At 63.8% G+C, this 15406-nt stretch carries 9 protein-coding genes and 1 pseudogene; 4 read left to right on the forward strand and 6 right to left on the reverse strand.

What is annotated here, in order from left to right:
• Positions 1–20: 20 nt before the first annotated feature.
• The 3 genes from BLR03_RS01555 (at position 21) to trxA (ending at position 3188) form a co-directional block, all read left to right on the forward strand.
• The gene (locus BLR03_RS01555) at positions 21–1637 is read left to right on the forward strand and encodes a protein kinase family protein (RefSeq protein WP_091248526.1); all 1617 of its coding nucleotides are present in this window, start codon (positions 21–23) and stop codon (positions 1635–1637) included.
• A 227-nt stretch (positions 1638–1864) separates the two neighbouring features.
• A complete protein-coding gene (trxB, locus tag BLR03_RS01560) occupies positions 1865–2821 on the forward strand; it encodes a thioredoxin-disulfide reductase (RefSeq protein WP_091248848.1) in 957 nt (318 codons plus the stop codon).
• Between the two features lie 40 nt (positions 2822–2861).
• Entirely contained in the window at positions 2862–3188 is a 327-nt protein-coding gene (gene trxA / locus BLR03_RS01565) for a thioredoxin (protein ID WP_091248528.1), read from the forward strand.
• A gap of 3832 nt (positions 3189–7020) precedes the next feature.
• Here the strand turns inward: trxA and BLR03_RS25265 are convergent.
• Positions 7021–7569: a DUF5320 family protein gene (locus tag BLR03_RS25265; RefSeq protein WP_139184452.1), complete on the reverse strand. Its 549-nt coding sequence runs from the start codon at positions 7567–7569 to the stop codon at positions 7021–7023.
• A 1249-nt stretch (positions 7570–8818) separates the two neighbouring features.
• On the opposite strand from BLR03_RS25265, the pseudogene BLR03_RS01570 reads away from it, so the two are divergent.
• Positions 8819–9923, forward strand: a pseudogene (locus BLR03_RS01570) (IS256 family transposase).
• 760 nt (positions 9924–10683) lie between these two features.
• On the opposite strand, the gene BLR03_RS01575 reads toward BLR03_RS01570, so the two are convergent.
• The 5 genes from BLR03_RS01575 to yidC all read right to left on the reverse strand — a co-directional run bounded on the left by BLR03_RS01575 (position 10684) and on the right by yidC (position 15398).
• Positions 10684–11943 (reverse strand): ParB/RepB/Spo0J family partition protein, encoded by a 1260-nt coding sequence (locus tag BLR03_RS01575; protein ID WP_091248530.1) that lies wholly within the window; start codon positions 11941–11943, stop codon positions 10684–10686.
• A 68-nt stretch (positions 11944–12011) separates the two neighbouring features.
• Positions 12012–13079 (reverse strand): ParA family protein, encoded by a 1068-nt coding sequence (locus tag BLR03_RS01580; protein ID WP_091248533.1) that lies wholly within the window; start codon positions 13077–13079, stop codon positions 12012–12014.
• Positions 13080–13166: 87 nt separating this feature from the next.
• Positions 13167–13817 (reverse strand): 16S rRNA (guanine(527)-N(7))-methyltransferase RsmG, encoded by a 651-nt coding sequence (gene rsmG / locus BLR03_RS01585; RefSeq protein WP_091248535.1) that lies wholly within the window; start codon positions 13815–13817, stop codon positions 13167–13169.
• A gap of 16 nt (positions 13818–13833) precedes the next feature.
• Positions 13834–14424 (reverse strand): Jag family protein, encoded by a 591-nt coding sequence (locus BLR03_RS01590; protein WP_091248538.1) that lies wholly within the window; start codon positions 14422–14424, stop codon positions 13834–13836.
• Complete coding sequence (gene yidC / locus BLR03_RS01595) at positions 14424–15398, reverse strand: membrane protein insertase YidC (protein ID WP_091248540.1); 975 nt, start codon at positions 15396–15398, stop codon at positions 14424–14426. Before yidC ends, BLR03_RS01590 begins: the two co-directional genes overlap by 1 nt.
• Positions 15399–15406: the final 8 nt, after the last annotated feature.

Genomic DNA, 15406 nt, shown 5'->3' on the forward strand with positions numbered 1-15406 from the left:
GGACAGTCTAGGAGGAGCCCGTGTCCCACCCGATCGATGTCGGATCAGTACTCGGTGGCCGCTACAAGGTCACTGCCACTGTACTGACCTCACATGACCAGGATCTGGTGCTGGACGGTGTGGACCAGGTGCTCAATCGTCCCGTGAGCATCCTCGTCGCCGGGCCGGGTAACGCCGAGCAGGTGGCCCAGAGTGCCCGCGAAGTCGCCACGGGAGAACGCCCGGGCAGCGTTCAGATCCTTGACCTCGGCGTCAGCGAATCCACCACGTATCTGATCACCAACCACACCTCCGCGGCGGATCTGCTGGACCTTGTGGTGTCCTCCAACCCGCCGTACATCGAACCCTTCTTCACCGATACCCTGGGCAGCGAGATCTTCGGGCAGGCACGCTCCCACGAACCCGAAACGTATGACGGGCTCTACGACGACGAGGAAGTCGACGCCGGGTACATCAACTACGGGCACACCCAGCCGGTCGCAGGACACCAGCCGGCACCCCCGGCCGCCCCGGCCGCCGGAATGCCGTCCCGCCCCGCGTCAGCACCCTCGTCCGGCGCTGCAACAGCGGCAGCCGCCGGAGCCGCGGCCGCAGCCGCCAGGGCTCCCAAGGCCCCAAAGACTGCACCACAGGAGACTGCTGCACACCAAGGCGCCAAAGAGACAACGGCGCCCCAGCCCGTCCAGGAGAGCGCAGCGCCCCGCCCGGCCGAGCCGGCAGCGCCGCACCCCGCAACCGCAGCGGCTCCCAAGGTCTCCTTGTGGTCCGACGACGACTACGCCGGTACCGATCAGCAGGGCAACGGAATTCAGCAAGGCGCCGGAGACCAGCAAGACAGCGGTGATCACCACGGCGCCGCAGCCGCCTCCGCCGGGCTGGGCGGAACCGACTTCAACACCGCGGACCGCGCTCCTGGCAACTTCCCCCCCTCCGCCCGGGACGCCGTGGACGAGGACGAGTACGTGGAGTACGAAGACGAGCCGCGCCGGGAGCCTCGTTCCATGCGGTGGTTGGTTGGCGGCCTACTGGCTGTCGTCCTAGTGGTGGTCCTCATCTTCGCTGTCACCAATCTCGGCAGCCTTTTCAAGAGCAGCCCTCAGACGAACGCCGGGTCCTCCTCGCCGTCGACCAGCACGCCGGAACAGTCGACGGGACAACCGTCGTCGACCGCCAGCGAGGCGCCCGCGGCCGGGCCGCCCGTCATTCAGGACGTGACGCGACTGGGCAACTTCGACTTCGCCGGTAACTACGACTCCGACCTCGTGAAGACCTTCGACGGGAACGGCGCGAGTTACTGGTCTGACATGGAATTCGCCACGGAGGACTGGGGTGGCCTTGCCTCCGAGGTTCCGCTCGTCGTCAAGCTGAATGGCCCCTCCAAGGTCTCTTCCGTCACTCTGAGCCAGCTTGGCGCGTCCGGCGGCAACATCAGCGTCTACACCAACGACCGTCCTTCCCTGGATGGCGCGAAGCAAGTCGGCAGCAATAGCTTCACCTCGCCGGACCTGACGATGCCGCTGCCGGAACCGGTCACGGCGCAATACGTGATCGTGTCCATCAAGACGCTTCCCAAGCTCGCCGCTCCCAAGACCCGTTATGGCTACGGCCTCCGCCTGGCCGAGATCAAGGTGCAGTAGTGGAGACCGTGCACTAGGGGACGCCGTGCACTAGCGGAGACAGTGCAGTAGCGGGCCTGTCATCCGGGCGCCCTCTCCGGCCTCGGCCTCGCCAAACCGGTACCCTGAGTAGTGGCGTCGCTCCGTGACGCCCATGTCGGCCGGAATATTCAATGCCCGGCAATAGTTGTGCCATGTGGCCGGCCATCGAGGCGGGCGCATCGACAAAGGAAGAGGTTCACCGTTCAGTGAGCAACGCAGAAGACACTGCCTCCGAAGTACGTGATGTCATCATCGTCGGCTCCGGCCCGGCGGGCTACACCGCAGCGGTGTACACGGCGCGCGCTAACCTGAAGCCGCTGCTCCTGGCAGGCTCGGTCACCGCCGGCGGCGAACTGATGAACACCACGGACGTGGAGAACTATCCTGGATTCCCCGAAGGCATTATGGGCCCGGACCTCATGGAGAACTTCGAGAAGCAGGCCGCCCGCTTCGGCACGGAGATCCAGTTCGAGGACGTTACCGACCTGGACCTCGACGGCGAGATCAAGACGGTGACCATCGGCACGGGGGAGACCTTCAAAGCCCGTTCCATCATCCTTTCCACCGGCTCCGCCTACCGCGAGCTCGGGCTGCCGAACGAGAAGCGGCTGTCCGGCCACGGCGTTAGCTGGTGTGCAACCTGCGACGGTTTCTTCTTCAAGGATCAGGACATCGCCGTCATCGGCGGCGGCGACTCCGCCATGGAAGAGGCGCTGTTCCTCACCAAGTTCGCCAAGTCCGTCACTGTGGTGCACCGCCGCGACGCCCTCCGTGCTTCAAAGATCATGGCCGACCGTGCCCTGGCCCACGAGAAGATCAACTTCGTGTGGAACACCGCCGTCGAAGACGTCCTTGGACAGGACAAAGTCACCGGATTGCGGTTGAAGAACCTGGTAGACGGCACGGAAACTGAACTGGGCGTGACCGGCGTGTTCGTGGCAATCGGCAACGACCCCCGCACGGACCTCGTCAAGGGCAAGCTTGAGTTGACGGCAGAGGGGACCATCGCCGTCGATGGCCGCACCTCGAAGACCAGCATCCAGGGTGTTTTCGCTGCCGGCGACGTCATTGACCCGACCTACCGCCAGGCCATCACCGCCTCGGGTTCCGGCTGTGTGGCGGCTCTCGACGTCGAGCACTATCTGGCAGATTTTCACGCCTAAGACGGCGCGCAGCAACCAACCGAAGAGAGAGACAAAGGTCATGAGCAACGCAAAAGACGTAACAGACGCCAGCTTCAGCACCGACGTACTGGCCTCCGACAAGCCGGTCATTGTGGACTTCTGGGCCGAATGGTGCGGCCCCTGCCGCAAGCTCGGTCCGATTCTCGACGAAATCTCTGTGGAGTACAGCGAGAAGGTTGATGTCGTCAAGGTAAACGTTGACGACAACCCGGCCATCGCCGCCGAGTACGGCATCACCTCGATCCCGGCCGTTTACCTGTTCCAGGGCGGCGAGGTCAAGAGCACCGTCATCGGGGCCCGGCCCAAACAGTTCTTCGAGAAGGAATTCGCGGACGTCCTGTCCTAATTCCGGCTCGGCTTCACCGGTAGTTTCGCAACTAGCTTCATGAGGGTCTTTCTGCGGCCCGAGTTGCTCGGGGCGTAGTATCCCGTTGAGCTCGTGGTGACCCCCGCTTCTGGCGGGGGTCACTTTTTTGCCCGGGTGCCTGTCACGGCCCTGGTCGCTTGGCATGGCTGCAGGTGGCTGCCGTTGACCGAGGGGAGTGGACGCGGAGGGCCGAGTGGGTGTTCCCCGCCGATGGTCTGCTTCCGATTGAGAGAAGCGCCTGTTTTGGTGGTGTCCTCAGTCCTATTGAGTTGCCTGATCGTAGAGTTTTTCCGCAAGCGGGCCCTCCTCACCGGGGATCGGCAAACCGTGTCGGGAGGGGACCGGTGGCGGCATTTCGGCCCAACATCTGCCACGCGGACTCTTGGGAACCGATGTTTTGGGGAATGCCGAGGAGTTTCTTTGGAGTGCGTCTGCGTTTCACGTGAAACATTGGCCGCTCACGTGCCTGCACTTGGCTACCCCACCTTCGCGGGTGTTTCGGTCCGGAGCTCCTGATACATCACCGATCGCCAAGATTGATTCTGCGAAATCTCCGGCCGTCCCAGTAGGCCCGGAACGGAACCTTGGCCAGAAGCGCGGCTGTTTCACGTGAAACGTCGGGTGCCTGCAAGGGCTCCCAGATGATCGTCGTGGCTGGATTACGCCAACGGGCCGCATTCAGCGAAAAGCGATGTTGTGAGGGTGGATGACGCAGAGAGACCTCGGGAGTGGATCGATGTCTTCCATTAGAACCGGATTCTCTCCTGAGAGTATCGCTTGAGGGTGATTTACTCGAGGGCCCGTTTCGGGAAACGTGCGCCGATCTGTGCATAGATCGGAGGTGTGGCCGCTTCGCCATTATGGCCACAACGGAGCCTTGACGGTGGGGCAAGCCGCCTCGTCAGGTGGTGCCCGCACAAGCCCTGGCGCTAAGTGCGACCGCCGGCGTGCCCACAGGCGAGTTCGTCAGCCGTGACGTCTTTCCTGGCGGCTGCTAACCCACCGCCACCCTTTCAATCGGTGCTGCCCTATCAGTCGGCGCTGACAGTGTTTCACGTGAAACATCCTTGAGTCGGGTCTTAGTCCCGACACTCCGGCCGTTCTACCGTTCCATTCAGAGGGCTGAGGTCTTCGGACCGTACTGCCGGGAGCAAATAGAGGCGTCGAGCGACGGGGGAGCACGCGATGTTTCACGTGAAACAACTAGGAAGAACATTGCCGCCCGCACGGAAGTGATTGTTAACTATTGCTTATATCCTCGACTGCAGGGTCCCTGACTGCCGGGCTCCCGACGGGTGGGGGACAGCGGTCTTTGGGGCAACTGGGCTCCTCGTTGAATCCCCATAAACCCTCATCCAGCCCACGCCTGGTTGGCCCCGATCCGAGATTCCACGCGAAACCATGACAACAACCGCTGCCCCTGGAGGCACACTGGTCATTCCACAAGTTCCCCGACGGCCCGGAAGTCCTTGGCGTCACCGTTTCACGTGAAACATTCTGCAGACACTGCGCGACAGGAGGTCTCAGGCCGGCTGGTAAGGCCCGCTCGCGCGCAACGCCGCGGCGGCGAGTACCGCGATCTCGGGCCTACGAACTGCGCGAGGGGAGGGACCAATCCCGGACAAGAGACAGCAGGGGGATCGGTCAGGTCCGCAGAGGCTATCTCAGCGCCGCCTCCGCCTACGCAGCCCCGACAGTGGCAGAGGCACCCGCGAGCCGGCACGCGAGGCTGGTCGCGCACAATCCCGCGATTGGCCCCTCAGGAGCCGAAGGGACGGAGGGCGTGAAGCCCGGCTCCCAGCCCCGTAGAACGCCAGGGCAAAGGCCAAACCAGCAACAGAGCGTAGCCCATCCAGCCGCAAACTCAGCTCGGTGCCCCGCACGCTTCAGTCGCTAGGACTCGTCAACCCCGCCTTCGGAACTCACCCGGGGCCGGAGTACTAAGTGGTTCTCGACGGCGCCACCGAGTCCTAGTTTCTGGCCGGTTCGAGTGTGGAGCCCAGCCCGATGGTGCTCCGTCCAGTTCGGGACAAGACTCTCCGAGCAGGTACTGCGCCCTGCTCTACTGAGCACACGCCACCTGCATCCCAGCGCGATTCAATGCCCCTGGGGCTCCCTGTCATCAGCTCTCCCCATGCTTGGCTAGCATCGATAGCCGGCCTCGCGAATCTGATGAGGAGCCCGGCGATGCGATAGCTCGCGCAGCGCGAGGTCCCCAAGTGCCGTCATCGGCCCCACAGGGGAGTCCTCGGTCCATCCTAGATTGTCTCGGCGAATCGGGCCGGCCCGAATCCATGGTGGACATTTCGGCGGCATCTCGAGTCGTCACGAAGGCGCAGTCGGCTTGCGCCGTCAGTCTCCATCACTGTCACTCGGTTTGTGTCCGGGCGCCGTCAGTAGTCGATCCAATAGCCTTCAGCGGGGTTGGCGACGGCCCGCACTGGTACTACCAGTCAATGTCCACAGAGTATCCGCGGCCGGCTCGGACCCGCGACAGGAGGGGAGGAGCGACTGCCCTCGTGTGGGCTGAGCGGTTCTTCCGGCCGGTGATCTGCTCCGTCCTATCGTGTGTTTCCACCAGGTTCTCCACAGAAGTTATTCACATGGTTATCCACAGGCGCTGAGAGATTATTCACACTGCATGCTGCACGCCAAAGAACCGACTCGAAATGAGAACGCACAAGCGGGCGGTCGGCATCGTGGGCCTCGAGGACGGCATTTGCGGAGCCGGCCGGCTGCCGCTGGACACAGCCAAGACATGCCCGCAAGAGATGGCCTAAATCACCGAAAAATTAACCATTGGACGGCGAATTTATAGGTACCGAGTAATGCTCCACGCGGCCCTATCGTCGTCGGGGATCATGCTTCACGTGAACCCGTTCTCCACTTTCCGCGCCAGGCTAAGATGCCGGCCAGACGCTGCTGCCGTGTCTATATCCGCTCCGGCCGACCTAGACCCCGTGGGGGACTAATCCACAAAGTTATCCACAGTAATATCCACCGATGTATCCACTGTGGATTGGGAGTGTCTGCTGTCTCCATGGGACTCCCTGGATCACCTGAGGGGTGCCACATCGGTAGTCCATCCAGCTGGTGCCTCACGCCTGATTCGCCACTAGCGTTATAGCTCCAGCTCACGGAGTCGGCGAACTCAGGATCCGCCGACGCCACTCCCCACTGGGTTGCGCCTCCGTGCGACACCGATGGCCGGACCCACGCCAGGAGGGGCGCCGCTTCGCACTCGGCCGCGCCCTCGAAGTAGAAGCCGTGGAACCACCGTGAACCGCCGCGGCCGGAAGAGTTCGCCTCACGAGCTACTGATTCCTTCCCCCGGTCCGTCCGTAGACGCCGTCGAATATTGTCGCCCGAAGCCTCGCTTGACGGGCAGAATCTCGTTCTCTGCCTCTGTGGTCTGTACCCGTCTTCGAGAGCGGCAGCCCTGCCAAGCGCCACCTTTGACCCCACACGACGGAGACAGAGCGGGGAGCGTCGGAGTGACCGGCAGGCCAGATCCGGGGACTGACCAAAGGAAGAGTTGGTGCAACCGGCCTACCACCGCCGACGGCGGGGAGAAGGATGGACGTCAGCCTGAGGGGTAGGCCGCCACGAGGGCGGACTGAAGGAAGCGTCAGCGTGACCGACAAGCCACCGCGAAGGTCGGAGGCAGCGGGTGCGCTAGCGTGCGCCGCAGGCCCCCCAGGCGGAGCCGGACGAGCACGGCCGCTGCCGGTCGAACACTTGGTACGGGCACTGCGGAAAGCTTCCAGATCGGCACAGCCGCTGGACGCGAGGTTAGGGCATTCAAGCCGAATCACGTCTCGCTGTTGGGCCGACGGAGTTCGCGCGGACCAGTTCGTGGATCACATCTGTGGCCAGGCTTAGCGCCAGGAGTCGACATCGTTTCACGTGAAACAGCCGCGCCCGTGCCGGATGGATCGAGTTGGCGCCGGCTTGTCCGCTGGCGAATGCCTTGGTCACGGGGGTGAATCTCTACCGTCCCTGCGGACGTCCCTGCTCCTGCCGTGGGCCGTAGACGTGACGTACGCGGCGCTGGTCCACATCCGGATCCGGATCCGGATCCGTGAACAAAGCAAGCACCTGCACTAGGCGGTGCCCATGCAAGTGACCGGGGGAGCCGGGGAGCGCGGTCGTCCAAGGCAGTCACACTAGTGCTCCTACGCGAGGCATTCTGACTCAGCAGTGAGGAGTACGGCCACGCTGCTGGCAGTCTCCGCCCACGCCCACGCCCACGCCCACGCCCACGCCCACGCCCACGCCCACGCCCACGCCCACGCCCACGCCCACGCCCACGCCCACGCTGATGATGGCACACCCCAAGCTTTGTCGGGGGCTCCGTCACCTCTCGCCAGGGCCGGCACAGCCCGTCGACGTCGTGACGGATACTATCGCAGTGAGGGATTCACCGTCTTGGTCGGGGACAGACGGCCCGCGTCACCGCCGCCGCCATTCGCCGCCGATGCAGTGACGACATGGCTTCGGCGGCAACAAGTGCCGGCCTCTTACCGCTAACGGGCGCCCCAGATCGTGTCCTGTCCACGAGCCTTCCCCTGTCTCGGCGCAGGTCCTGCTGGAGGGCAGTGAATCCAACGGCACCCGCTGGGCTGTCCCGTGCCTGCAGCGGTGTGTGCCGTCGGCTGTGCCATCCTCGTGGCAGCCCCATCCCCTCACGATCGGAGCGACGTTCTCATCCGGGGAGTTCAGTCGTCCAGAGGCACCGAATGATGTCCCCTACTCCCTGTTCCACTTGTAGTGCGAGGGGGACTTGCCTGCACCCGGTCCTCATTCCGAAGTCGAGTCGCCCTGCTGGCACTGGCCAGAATTCCGAGGTGCAGGCGACTCCCCGGACCCCGTCGCGCTGCCGGCGCCCACTCGAATCGCCAGGGCCGAGTCCGATTCCCGGGATCCAGTTACCGCACATCAGGCACTACTACCCGCGTCCGTCATGTTTAGAGAAGCCTTCTACCAGGCTTGCAGGCCTTGGTACGCGCGCTACGGCCTCGGATCGGCTGGCGCTGTTTCACGTGAAACAGGAGCGAGCGATCCGGACGCCACACGGTGAACAGAAACCGGGAGCCGGCGACGGCGCGTCAATTCTGCCCCGGCTACTAATGTTAGTCACGGATCTGGACCCAGGCGGCCGCTACGGTCACCACGCCACCGGGTCATTTCTGTCCAACGGAATCCGCCCGATGTCCCCACGGGGCCACTGGCATGCCCCCATGAGGACGCCGCGAACACAACCTCCCGGTCCGCACCCGCAGGCGAGGGGCGATCCGGCTAGGACACAGATACAGTCCGCAACTGTGCAGCCAACCAACCTGCCGTCCATCCTCGAGAGCCACACCGACATGAAGCGGTACAGTGCGTCTGCAGTCACGTGGACGGACATCCACTAGTCCGGTACCCCACGCCATGACCATAAGCAACGAAAGGGGGGACCTAGCGACCAGGGCACCGGATTCCATCCCGGCTAGCCAAGTGAACACGATGCACCTCCCGTCGCGCGGCACTGTAAGAAAAACGGTGGGAACGGCGTGGCCTGACCGAAAGGCAAGGCTATGACTGAAACCGCAGAGATGATCGATCCCATGACCGGAGAGATCATCGATCAGAAGGAGCTCGCGGAGGCGCTGCTGGAGCAGGCACGCGAGCACGGCGTGAGCCTGCCGGGCCCGGGTGGGCTGCTGGCAGGCCTGACGAAGAACGTGCTCGAGACCGCGCTGACGTCGGAGCTTACCGAGCACCTCGGCCACGAGAGGCACGGGCCGGCCGAGAACGGAAACGTGCGGACGCGGTCCAAGACCGTGTTCACAGAGATCGGCCCCGTTGAGATCGATGTTCCCAGGGATCGCGAGGGCAGCTTCGAGCCGCCGATCGTGAAGAAGCGCCAGCGCCGCATCGACGGGATCGACGAGGTCGTCCTGTCACTGACCGCCCGCAGCCTGACAACCGGAGAGATCGCGGCGCACTTCGATGACGTCTACGGCGCCACCGTCTCCAAGACACCACCAGCCGGATCACCGAGAAGGTCTCGGAGGAGATGGCCGAACGGGCCAACAGGCCCCTTGACCGCGCCTACCCGGTGGTCTTCATCGACGCTATTCACGTCAAAGTCCGCGACGGGCAGGTGCGCAACAAACCCTTCTACGTCGTCCTGGGCGTCACCGTGAACGGCGAACGCGACATCCTCGGAATCTGGGCCGGAGGCGGCGGGAGGGCGCGAAGCACTGGCTCGGGGTTTTGACCGAGATCAAGAACCGCGGCGTGGAGGACGTGTGCATCGCCGTCTGCGACGGGCTGAAGGGCCTGCCCGAGGCGATCACCCCGGTCTGGGAGCAGTCCACGGTCCAGACGTGCGTGATCCATCTGATCCGCAACACTTTCCGCTACGCGCCCCGGCAGCACCGGGACGAGCTCTCCCGGGACCTCAAGCCCGTTTACACCGCCCCGACCGAAGCGGCCGCCCGTGAACGGTTCGCGGAATTCGAGGCCGCGATCGAATCCCTCAACGCCCGCTACCGGCGCGCGGTGCGGGCACGCGGCCAATTCCCGAACGATGCCGCGGCGCTGAAATGCCTCTACCTCGTGACCCGTTCCATTGACCCCACAGGGCCGGGCCGGGCACGATGGGCCACTAGGTGGAAGCCGGCCTTGAACGCGATCGCGATCGCATTCGAGAACAGAATCAACTAACCACAAGCCAGGCCAGACCCACCGTTAATCTGACAGACCCCGTCGCGCCGGTGAACCCTGATGAGGAGTCGTGTCCGGCGGTGCGAATCCACACGCGAGGCAGGACGGGATTGGGCTATGGAGGAGAAGAGAACTGCGAACGCGGGAGCTTGCCTTGCGGTGCTCAGGCACCAGAGCGGGCACTACTATGCCTTGGGCCGCGTTGCTGGGTGGTGCTGGCGACGCCACGAGGTGAACATGCCGTGTCTCCAACGTCCGGCACAGCGTCATTGCGCAAGGGACGAGCTTGCTGCCATGGAGGCCACTGCGTGGTTGGCCCGCCGACCCGCGCGGCCGCCGTTGGCCTGAGGAGAGTGACCTGACCTTGGATGCGCACGCCGCAGCAATTCCGGAATGACAGAGGCACACCCGGACCTGGGGGAGCATCCATGCGGGGTTCTGTAAGTTCTCCCACTTAGCCGGAAGACGCAGCCAGACGCGGCCCGCTGCACCAATTTACGCATCGCGGGCCAACAGATCAGTGCCAGCAGCCGGTCTTCGACCGCGTTCAGGAAGGCACGGAGGCACCCCACCAACTTCCCCAAGCGCCGCCATGGACTACTGCCGGATGCGGCGGCGGCACTAGCGAGGCACGGCGTACCTAATGCGCCGGCGACAGTGAGACGTTTCGGCCTCCACCCCTGCAGCGGCAAGCAAGGGCATTAAAGAGAAAGTGGGCCTGTTTCACGTGAAACAGACCCACCCCAACGACTTGGTGACTCTAGCCGGACGCCCCAGGCGTCAAGACGTCCATGATCCGGTTTAGGTCCTCGACGCTGGCGAACTCGATGCTGACACGACCCTTGCGGGCACCAAGCGAGATCTTGACGTTGGTATCCAGCCGGTCGGACAGCGACGACGCCAAGTAGTCGAGCCGTTCGTGGCGTGCTCCCGGACGTGGAATGTTGTTCTTGGCCGGTGTCGCGGGGCTCTGATAGAGAGTCACTGCTTCCTCGGTCGCGCGGACTGACATGCCCTCTGAGACAATTTTCTGCGCCAGGCGTTCCATGGCCGCGGCGTCCGGGAGGGCCAGCAAGGCGCGGGCGTGACCTGCCGAAATCACGTTGGCGGCCACCCGCCGCTGAACCAGGGGTGGAAGCTTCAGCAGTCGGAGGGTGTTGGACACCTGAGGGCGGGAACGTCCGATCCTGTCCGCCAGCTGCTCATGGGTAGTTCCGAAGTCTTCAAGGAGTTGCTGGTAGGCCGCGGCCTCTTCGAGCGGATTCAGCTGGCTGCGGTGCAGGTTCTCCAGTAGGGCATCGCGCAGGAGGTCGTCATCGGTCGTATCACGGACAATCGCCGGGATAGTTTCCAGGCCTGCGGCCTGCACTGCCCGCCAGCGCCTCTCACCCATGACGAGCTCATAGGGTTCGCCACCTTCTTCGGTTGAAGTGCGGACCACAATTGGCTGGAGGACGCCGATTTCGCGCACGGAGTGCACCAGCTCCGCCATATCGTCTTCATCGAAGACAGACCGGGGCTGTTTGCGGTTGGGATGAATGTCCGTGACCGGGATTTCGGCAAACCGGACACCGGGCACGGCCACGAGTTCGACGCCACCGTCGTCATCGTGCTCGGGAGTGGAATCAAAGGCCAACTGCTCGCCGGCGGTCGCCTCTTTGGCAGCGGTAGTCGAAGCCTTCGGCGCGGGCGTCTTCCGGGCGGGTGCTTTCTTGGTGTCCGCCGCACGGGCCGTGGCCCCAGCGTCGGCCCCACCGGATGAAACCGAATCAGGAACAGAAGCCGGGACATCGGCGGAGTCGTCGGACGTTGCGGCAGCAGCCGGTGACGCCTTGGTTTTCGGGGCGGGGACGTCCAGGAGAGTTTCCGTCTCCGGCTCGGAAGTCTTCTTCCGGGCTTCGGGAAAGAAGAGGTCCACGGGCCGGGATGGAGCAGCACCGTTTCCGGAGGCGTTAGCCGCGGCGGAACTTGGAATGAGTGCGCCAAGTCCACGGCCGAGGCCGCGTCGCTTATCGCTCATGGATAAATCCCTCCAGTGGAAGAGCCGGGACTCACCTGGCTCTGGCTAGTGCAATTTTTGAAAAGATTCTAACGTTCAGCGATTTCCGCTGCGGCTTCCAGATAGGACAGGGCACCGCTGGAAGAAGGATCATACGTCATGACAGTCTGCTGGTAGCTCGGAGCCTCGGAAATACGGACGGACCTCGGCACCACAGCCCCCAGCACCTGCTGCGGGAAGTGCTCACGTACCTCCGCCGCAACCTGTGCCGCAAGGTTGGTGCGGCCGTCATACATGGTCAGGAGAATCGTGGAGACAACCAGATCAGCGTTCAGGTGCTTCTGGATCATCTCGATGTTCTTCAGGAGCTGGCTCAGTCCCTCAAGGGCGTAGTACTCGCACTGGATCGGGATCAGGACTTCACCGGCCGCGCAGAAGGCATTCACCGTCAGGAGCCCGAGGCTCGGCGGGCAGTCAATGAAGATGTAGTCCAGCCGCTCTTCGCCGTTCTTGGCGCGCTCCTTGGAGTACACGTCGATTGCACGGCGCAGCCGCTGCTCGCGGGCCACCAGGCTCACGAGTTCGATTTCCGCGCCGGCAAGGTGGATGGTAGCGGGAGCACAAATGAGGTTGTCGATGTCGGGGCACGGGGCCACAACGTCCTTCAGCGGGACATCGTTGATCAGGACATCGTAGATGCTGTCGACGTCGGCGTGGTGCTCAATGCCCAGGGCCGTCGAGGCGTTGCCCTGCGGATCGATATCGATCACGAGCACGTTCAGGCCGGCGGCCGCCAGGGCAGCCGCGATGTTGACGGTGGTCGTCGTCTTGCCGACGCCGCCCTTCTGGTTGGACACGGTGAAGATGCGGGTCTTTTCCGGCTTGGGCAGCTGCCGTCCCAGCAGCCGTTCGCGGCGCCTGTTCTCGTGCGCGAGCTCGCGGGCGATGGGGCTGGAGTCATCGATGGAGTCCAGCACGTTGCCGGTGTGAGGAAGGGATGTTTCACGTGAAACACCGGCCATTCCCGTTGCCCTTGCAACCGAACCCGTGTGAGTTCCGGAATAGTCATGAGCGACTGCGGGAGCCGTAAACGCACGTGCGGACCCCAGGGACATAAACGGCGGGATCCTTTGTGTGGAGGCTTCGCTACTGCTCACTATGACACGCTCACTCTCATTCGGCTTTTACTGCCGGTTACTAGCCTAACCTCTTCCCCTCAGACTCCCCGGGCACCGGGGCCGATGCTAGGCAATCTTTTGAGGCTTGTTTACTACGATTCGGACCACAGTGGTGGGTTCTTCGAGCAGGTCTTCGCCCACCACCACCACGGACGTCTCAATGCCACCCAGCTTGCGGATAACCTTGGCTGCCTTTTCAATTTCCTCGCCGGCGCTGCGGCCCTTGATGGCCACGACTTCGCCCTTGCCGGCCAGGAGCGGAATGGTCAGTCCCGCGAGATTGGAGAGCGCGGATACCGCGCGGGCCGTGACGACGTCGGCGTTCACGAGCCCGACGGCGAGCTCGGCGCGCGTGCGCATGATCGTGACGTTCTCGAGCCCGAGATCATCCACGACTTCCTGGAGCCAGACGACCCGGCGTTCCAGCGGTTCAATCAGGGTCAGTTCCAGGTCCGGCCGGGCAATGGCCAGGCACAGGCCGGGCAGGCCGGCGCCGCTGCCGACGTCGGCAACATGGCTTCCGTGGGCAATCTGGCTTTCGATGACGGCACAGTTCAGGACGTGCCGGCTCCACAGCCGCGGCACTTCTCGGGGGCCAATGAGGCCCCGTTCGGTGCCGGAGGTCGCCAGGTGCTCGACGTAGCGCTTAGCCAGGTCCAGGCGGTCGCCGAAGATCGACTGTGCTGCCCTGAGTTCGGGTGCGGTGATTTCAACCATCAAGCTAGTCAACGGTTCAGTCTGCGGAGACAACGATGTGCCGGTCGGCGCCTTCGCCTTCGGACTCGCTCACGAGCCCCAAATCGGCGACGGCGTCGTGCACGATCTTGCGCTCGTAGGCGCTCATCGGAGCCAGGGCAACAGCCTGGCCGGATTCCTTGACTGCCGCGACGGCGTCTTCAGCGATCTTCTGCAGGTCGCCGGCACGCTCGGCGCGGTAACCGTTGATGTCCAGCACCAGGCGGGACCGGTTCTCCGTAGCGGACAGGACGGCCAGCCGGGTCAGTTCCTGGAGCGCCTCAAGGACTTCGCCGTCACGGCCCACAAGGCTTTCCAGCCCGGCGGATTCTTCCTCGGCAACGATCGAAATGTAGGTGCGCCCGTTGCGGACCTCGATGTCGATGTCGCCGTCGATGTCCGCGATGTCCAGCAGTTCTTCGAGGTAATCCGCGGCAACGTCGCCCTCTTCTTCGAGGCGGCTTGCGGAAACACCCTTGACGGGGCTGTTTCCCGTACCCTCTGCCGCGTCGTTGGATGCCTCCTGGGCATCGTCCCGCTCGTCGTCAAACTCGGCGGAAATAGCGTGTTCGGTGCTCTCGGCGGACATTACTTCCTCTTCCTGTTTTTACGTTGCGGCTGGATGCGCTGGGCCTTGGCCTCCAGTGCGGCAGTGGCGGAGGCCTCGGCAGCCTCGGCGTCGGCCTTCTTGCCGCCCAGGAGGGGCAGGGCCGGCAGGCCCTTGGCTGCCCGGCGCTCGGCGAGGGCCTTGGCGGCCGGTGATCCGGGCGTAGGCATCCGGCGGATCACGAAGAACTGCTGTCCCATGGTCCAGAGGTTGGTGGTGGTCCAATAGATGAGGACACCAATGGGGAAGTTGATGCCACCCACACCGAAGACGACCGGCAGGATGTAGAGCATCATCTTCTGCTGGCGCATGAACGGGCTGGCCAGGGCCTCTTCGGACATGTTCTTGGCCATGATCTGCTTCTGCGTGATGAACTGCGAGGCCGTCATGGCCAGGATCATCACAATGGAGAGAATCCACACAGCCGTCTGGTTGCCGCCGCCGCCATGGAGCAGGGACGCCGACAGCGGGGCGCCGAAAATGGTGGACTCATCGAACTGCTTGACCTGTTCGGCGCTCATGGCGCCGATGCCCTGGCCGCTGACTTTCGCGCTGCTGATGCCCGAGAGCACCTGGAAGAGCGCGAAGAAGAACGGCATCTGGATCAGCATGGGCAGGCAGGCCGAGAACGGGTTGGTGCCGTGCTTCTTGTAGAGCGCCATCTGTTCCTGCGCCATGGCCTGGCGGGACAGCTGGTCGGTCTTGCCCTTGTACTTGTCCTGCATCTTCTTCAGATCCGGCTGCAGCAGCTGCATGCCGCGCTGGGCCTTGATCTGCTTGACGAAGACGGGAATCAGGGCCGCACGAATGACCAGCACGAGCCCGATGATGGACAGGGTCCACGTCCAGCCGTTGGCCGGCGACATGCCGATGGCGCTGAGGCCGTCATGGAAGCCCACCATAATGGCTGAGACCAGCCATTTAAATGGGGCCAGGATTGTTCCAAAGATGTCCATACGATTCC

Source organism: Arthrobacter sp. ok909 (genome assembly GCF_900104405.1).
In the GTDB taxonomy this organism is placed as follows: Bacteria; Actinomycetota; Actinomycetes; order Actinomycetales; family Micrococcaceae; genus Arthrobacter; species Arthrobacter humicola.

Bases quoted from the DNA above. Each gene is read 5' to 3' on its own strand.
- trxA (WP_091248528.1), top strand. From the start codon at position 2,862: ATGAGCAACGCAAAAGACGTAACAGACGCCAGCTTCAGCACCGACGTA.
- BLR03_RS01575 (WP_091248530.1), bottom strand. From the start codon at position 11,943: ATGAGCGATAAGCGACGCGGCCTCGGCCGTGGACTTGGCGCACTCATT.
- rsmG (WP_091248535.1), bottom strand. From the start codon at position 13,817: ATGGTTGAAATCACCGCACCCGAACTCAGGGCAGCACAGTCGATCTTC.
- BLR03_RS01590 (WP_091248538.1), bottom strand. From the start codon at position 14,424: ATGTCCGCCGAGAGCACCGAACACGCTATTTCCGCCGAGTTTGACGAC.
- yidC (WP_091248540.1), bottom strand. From the start codon at position 15,398: ATGGACATCTTTGGAACAATCCTGGCCCCATTTAAATGGCTGGTCTCA.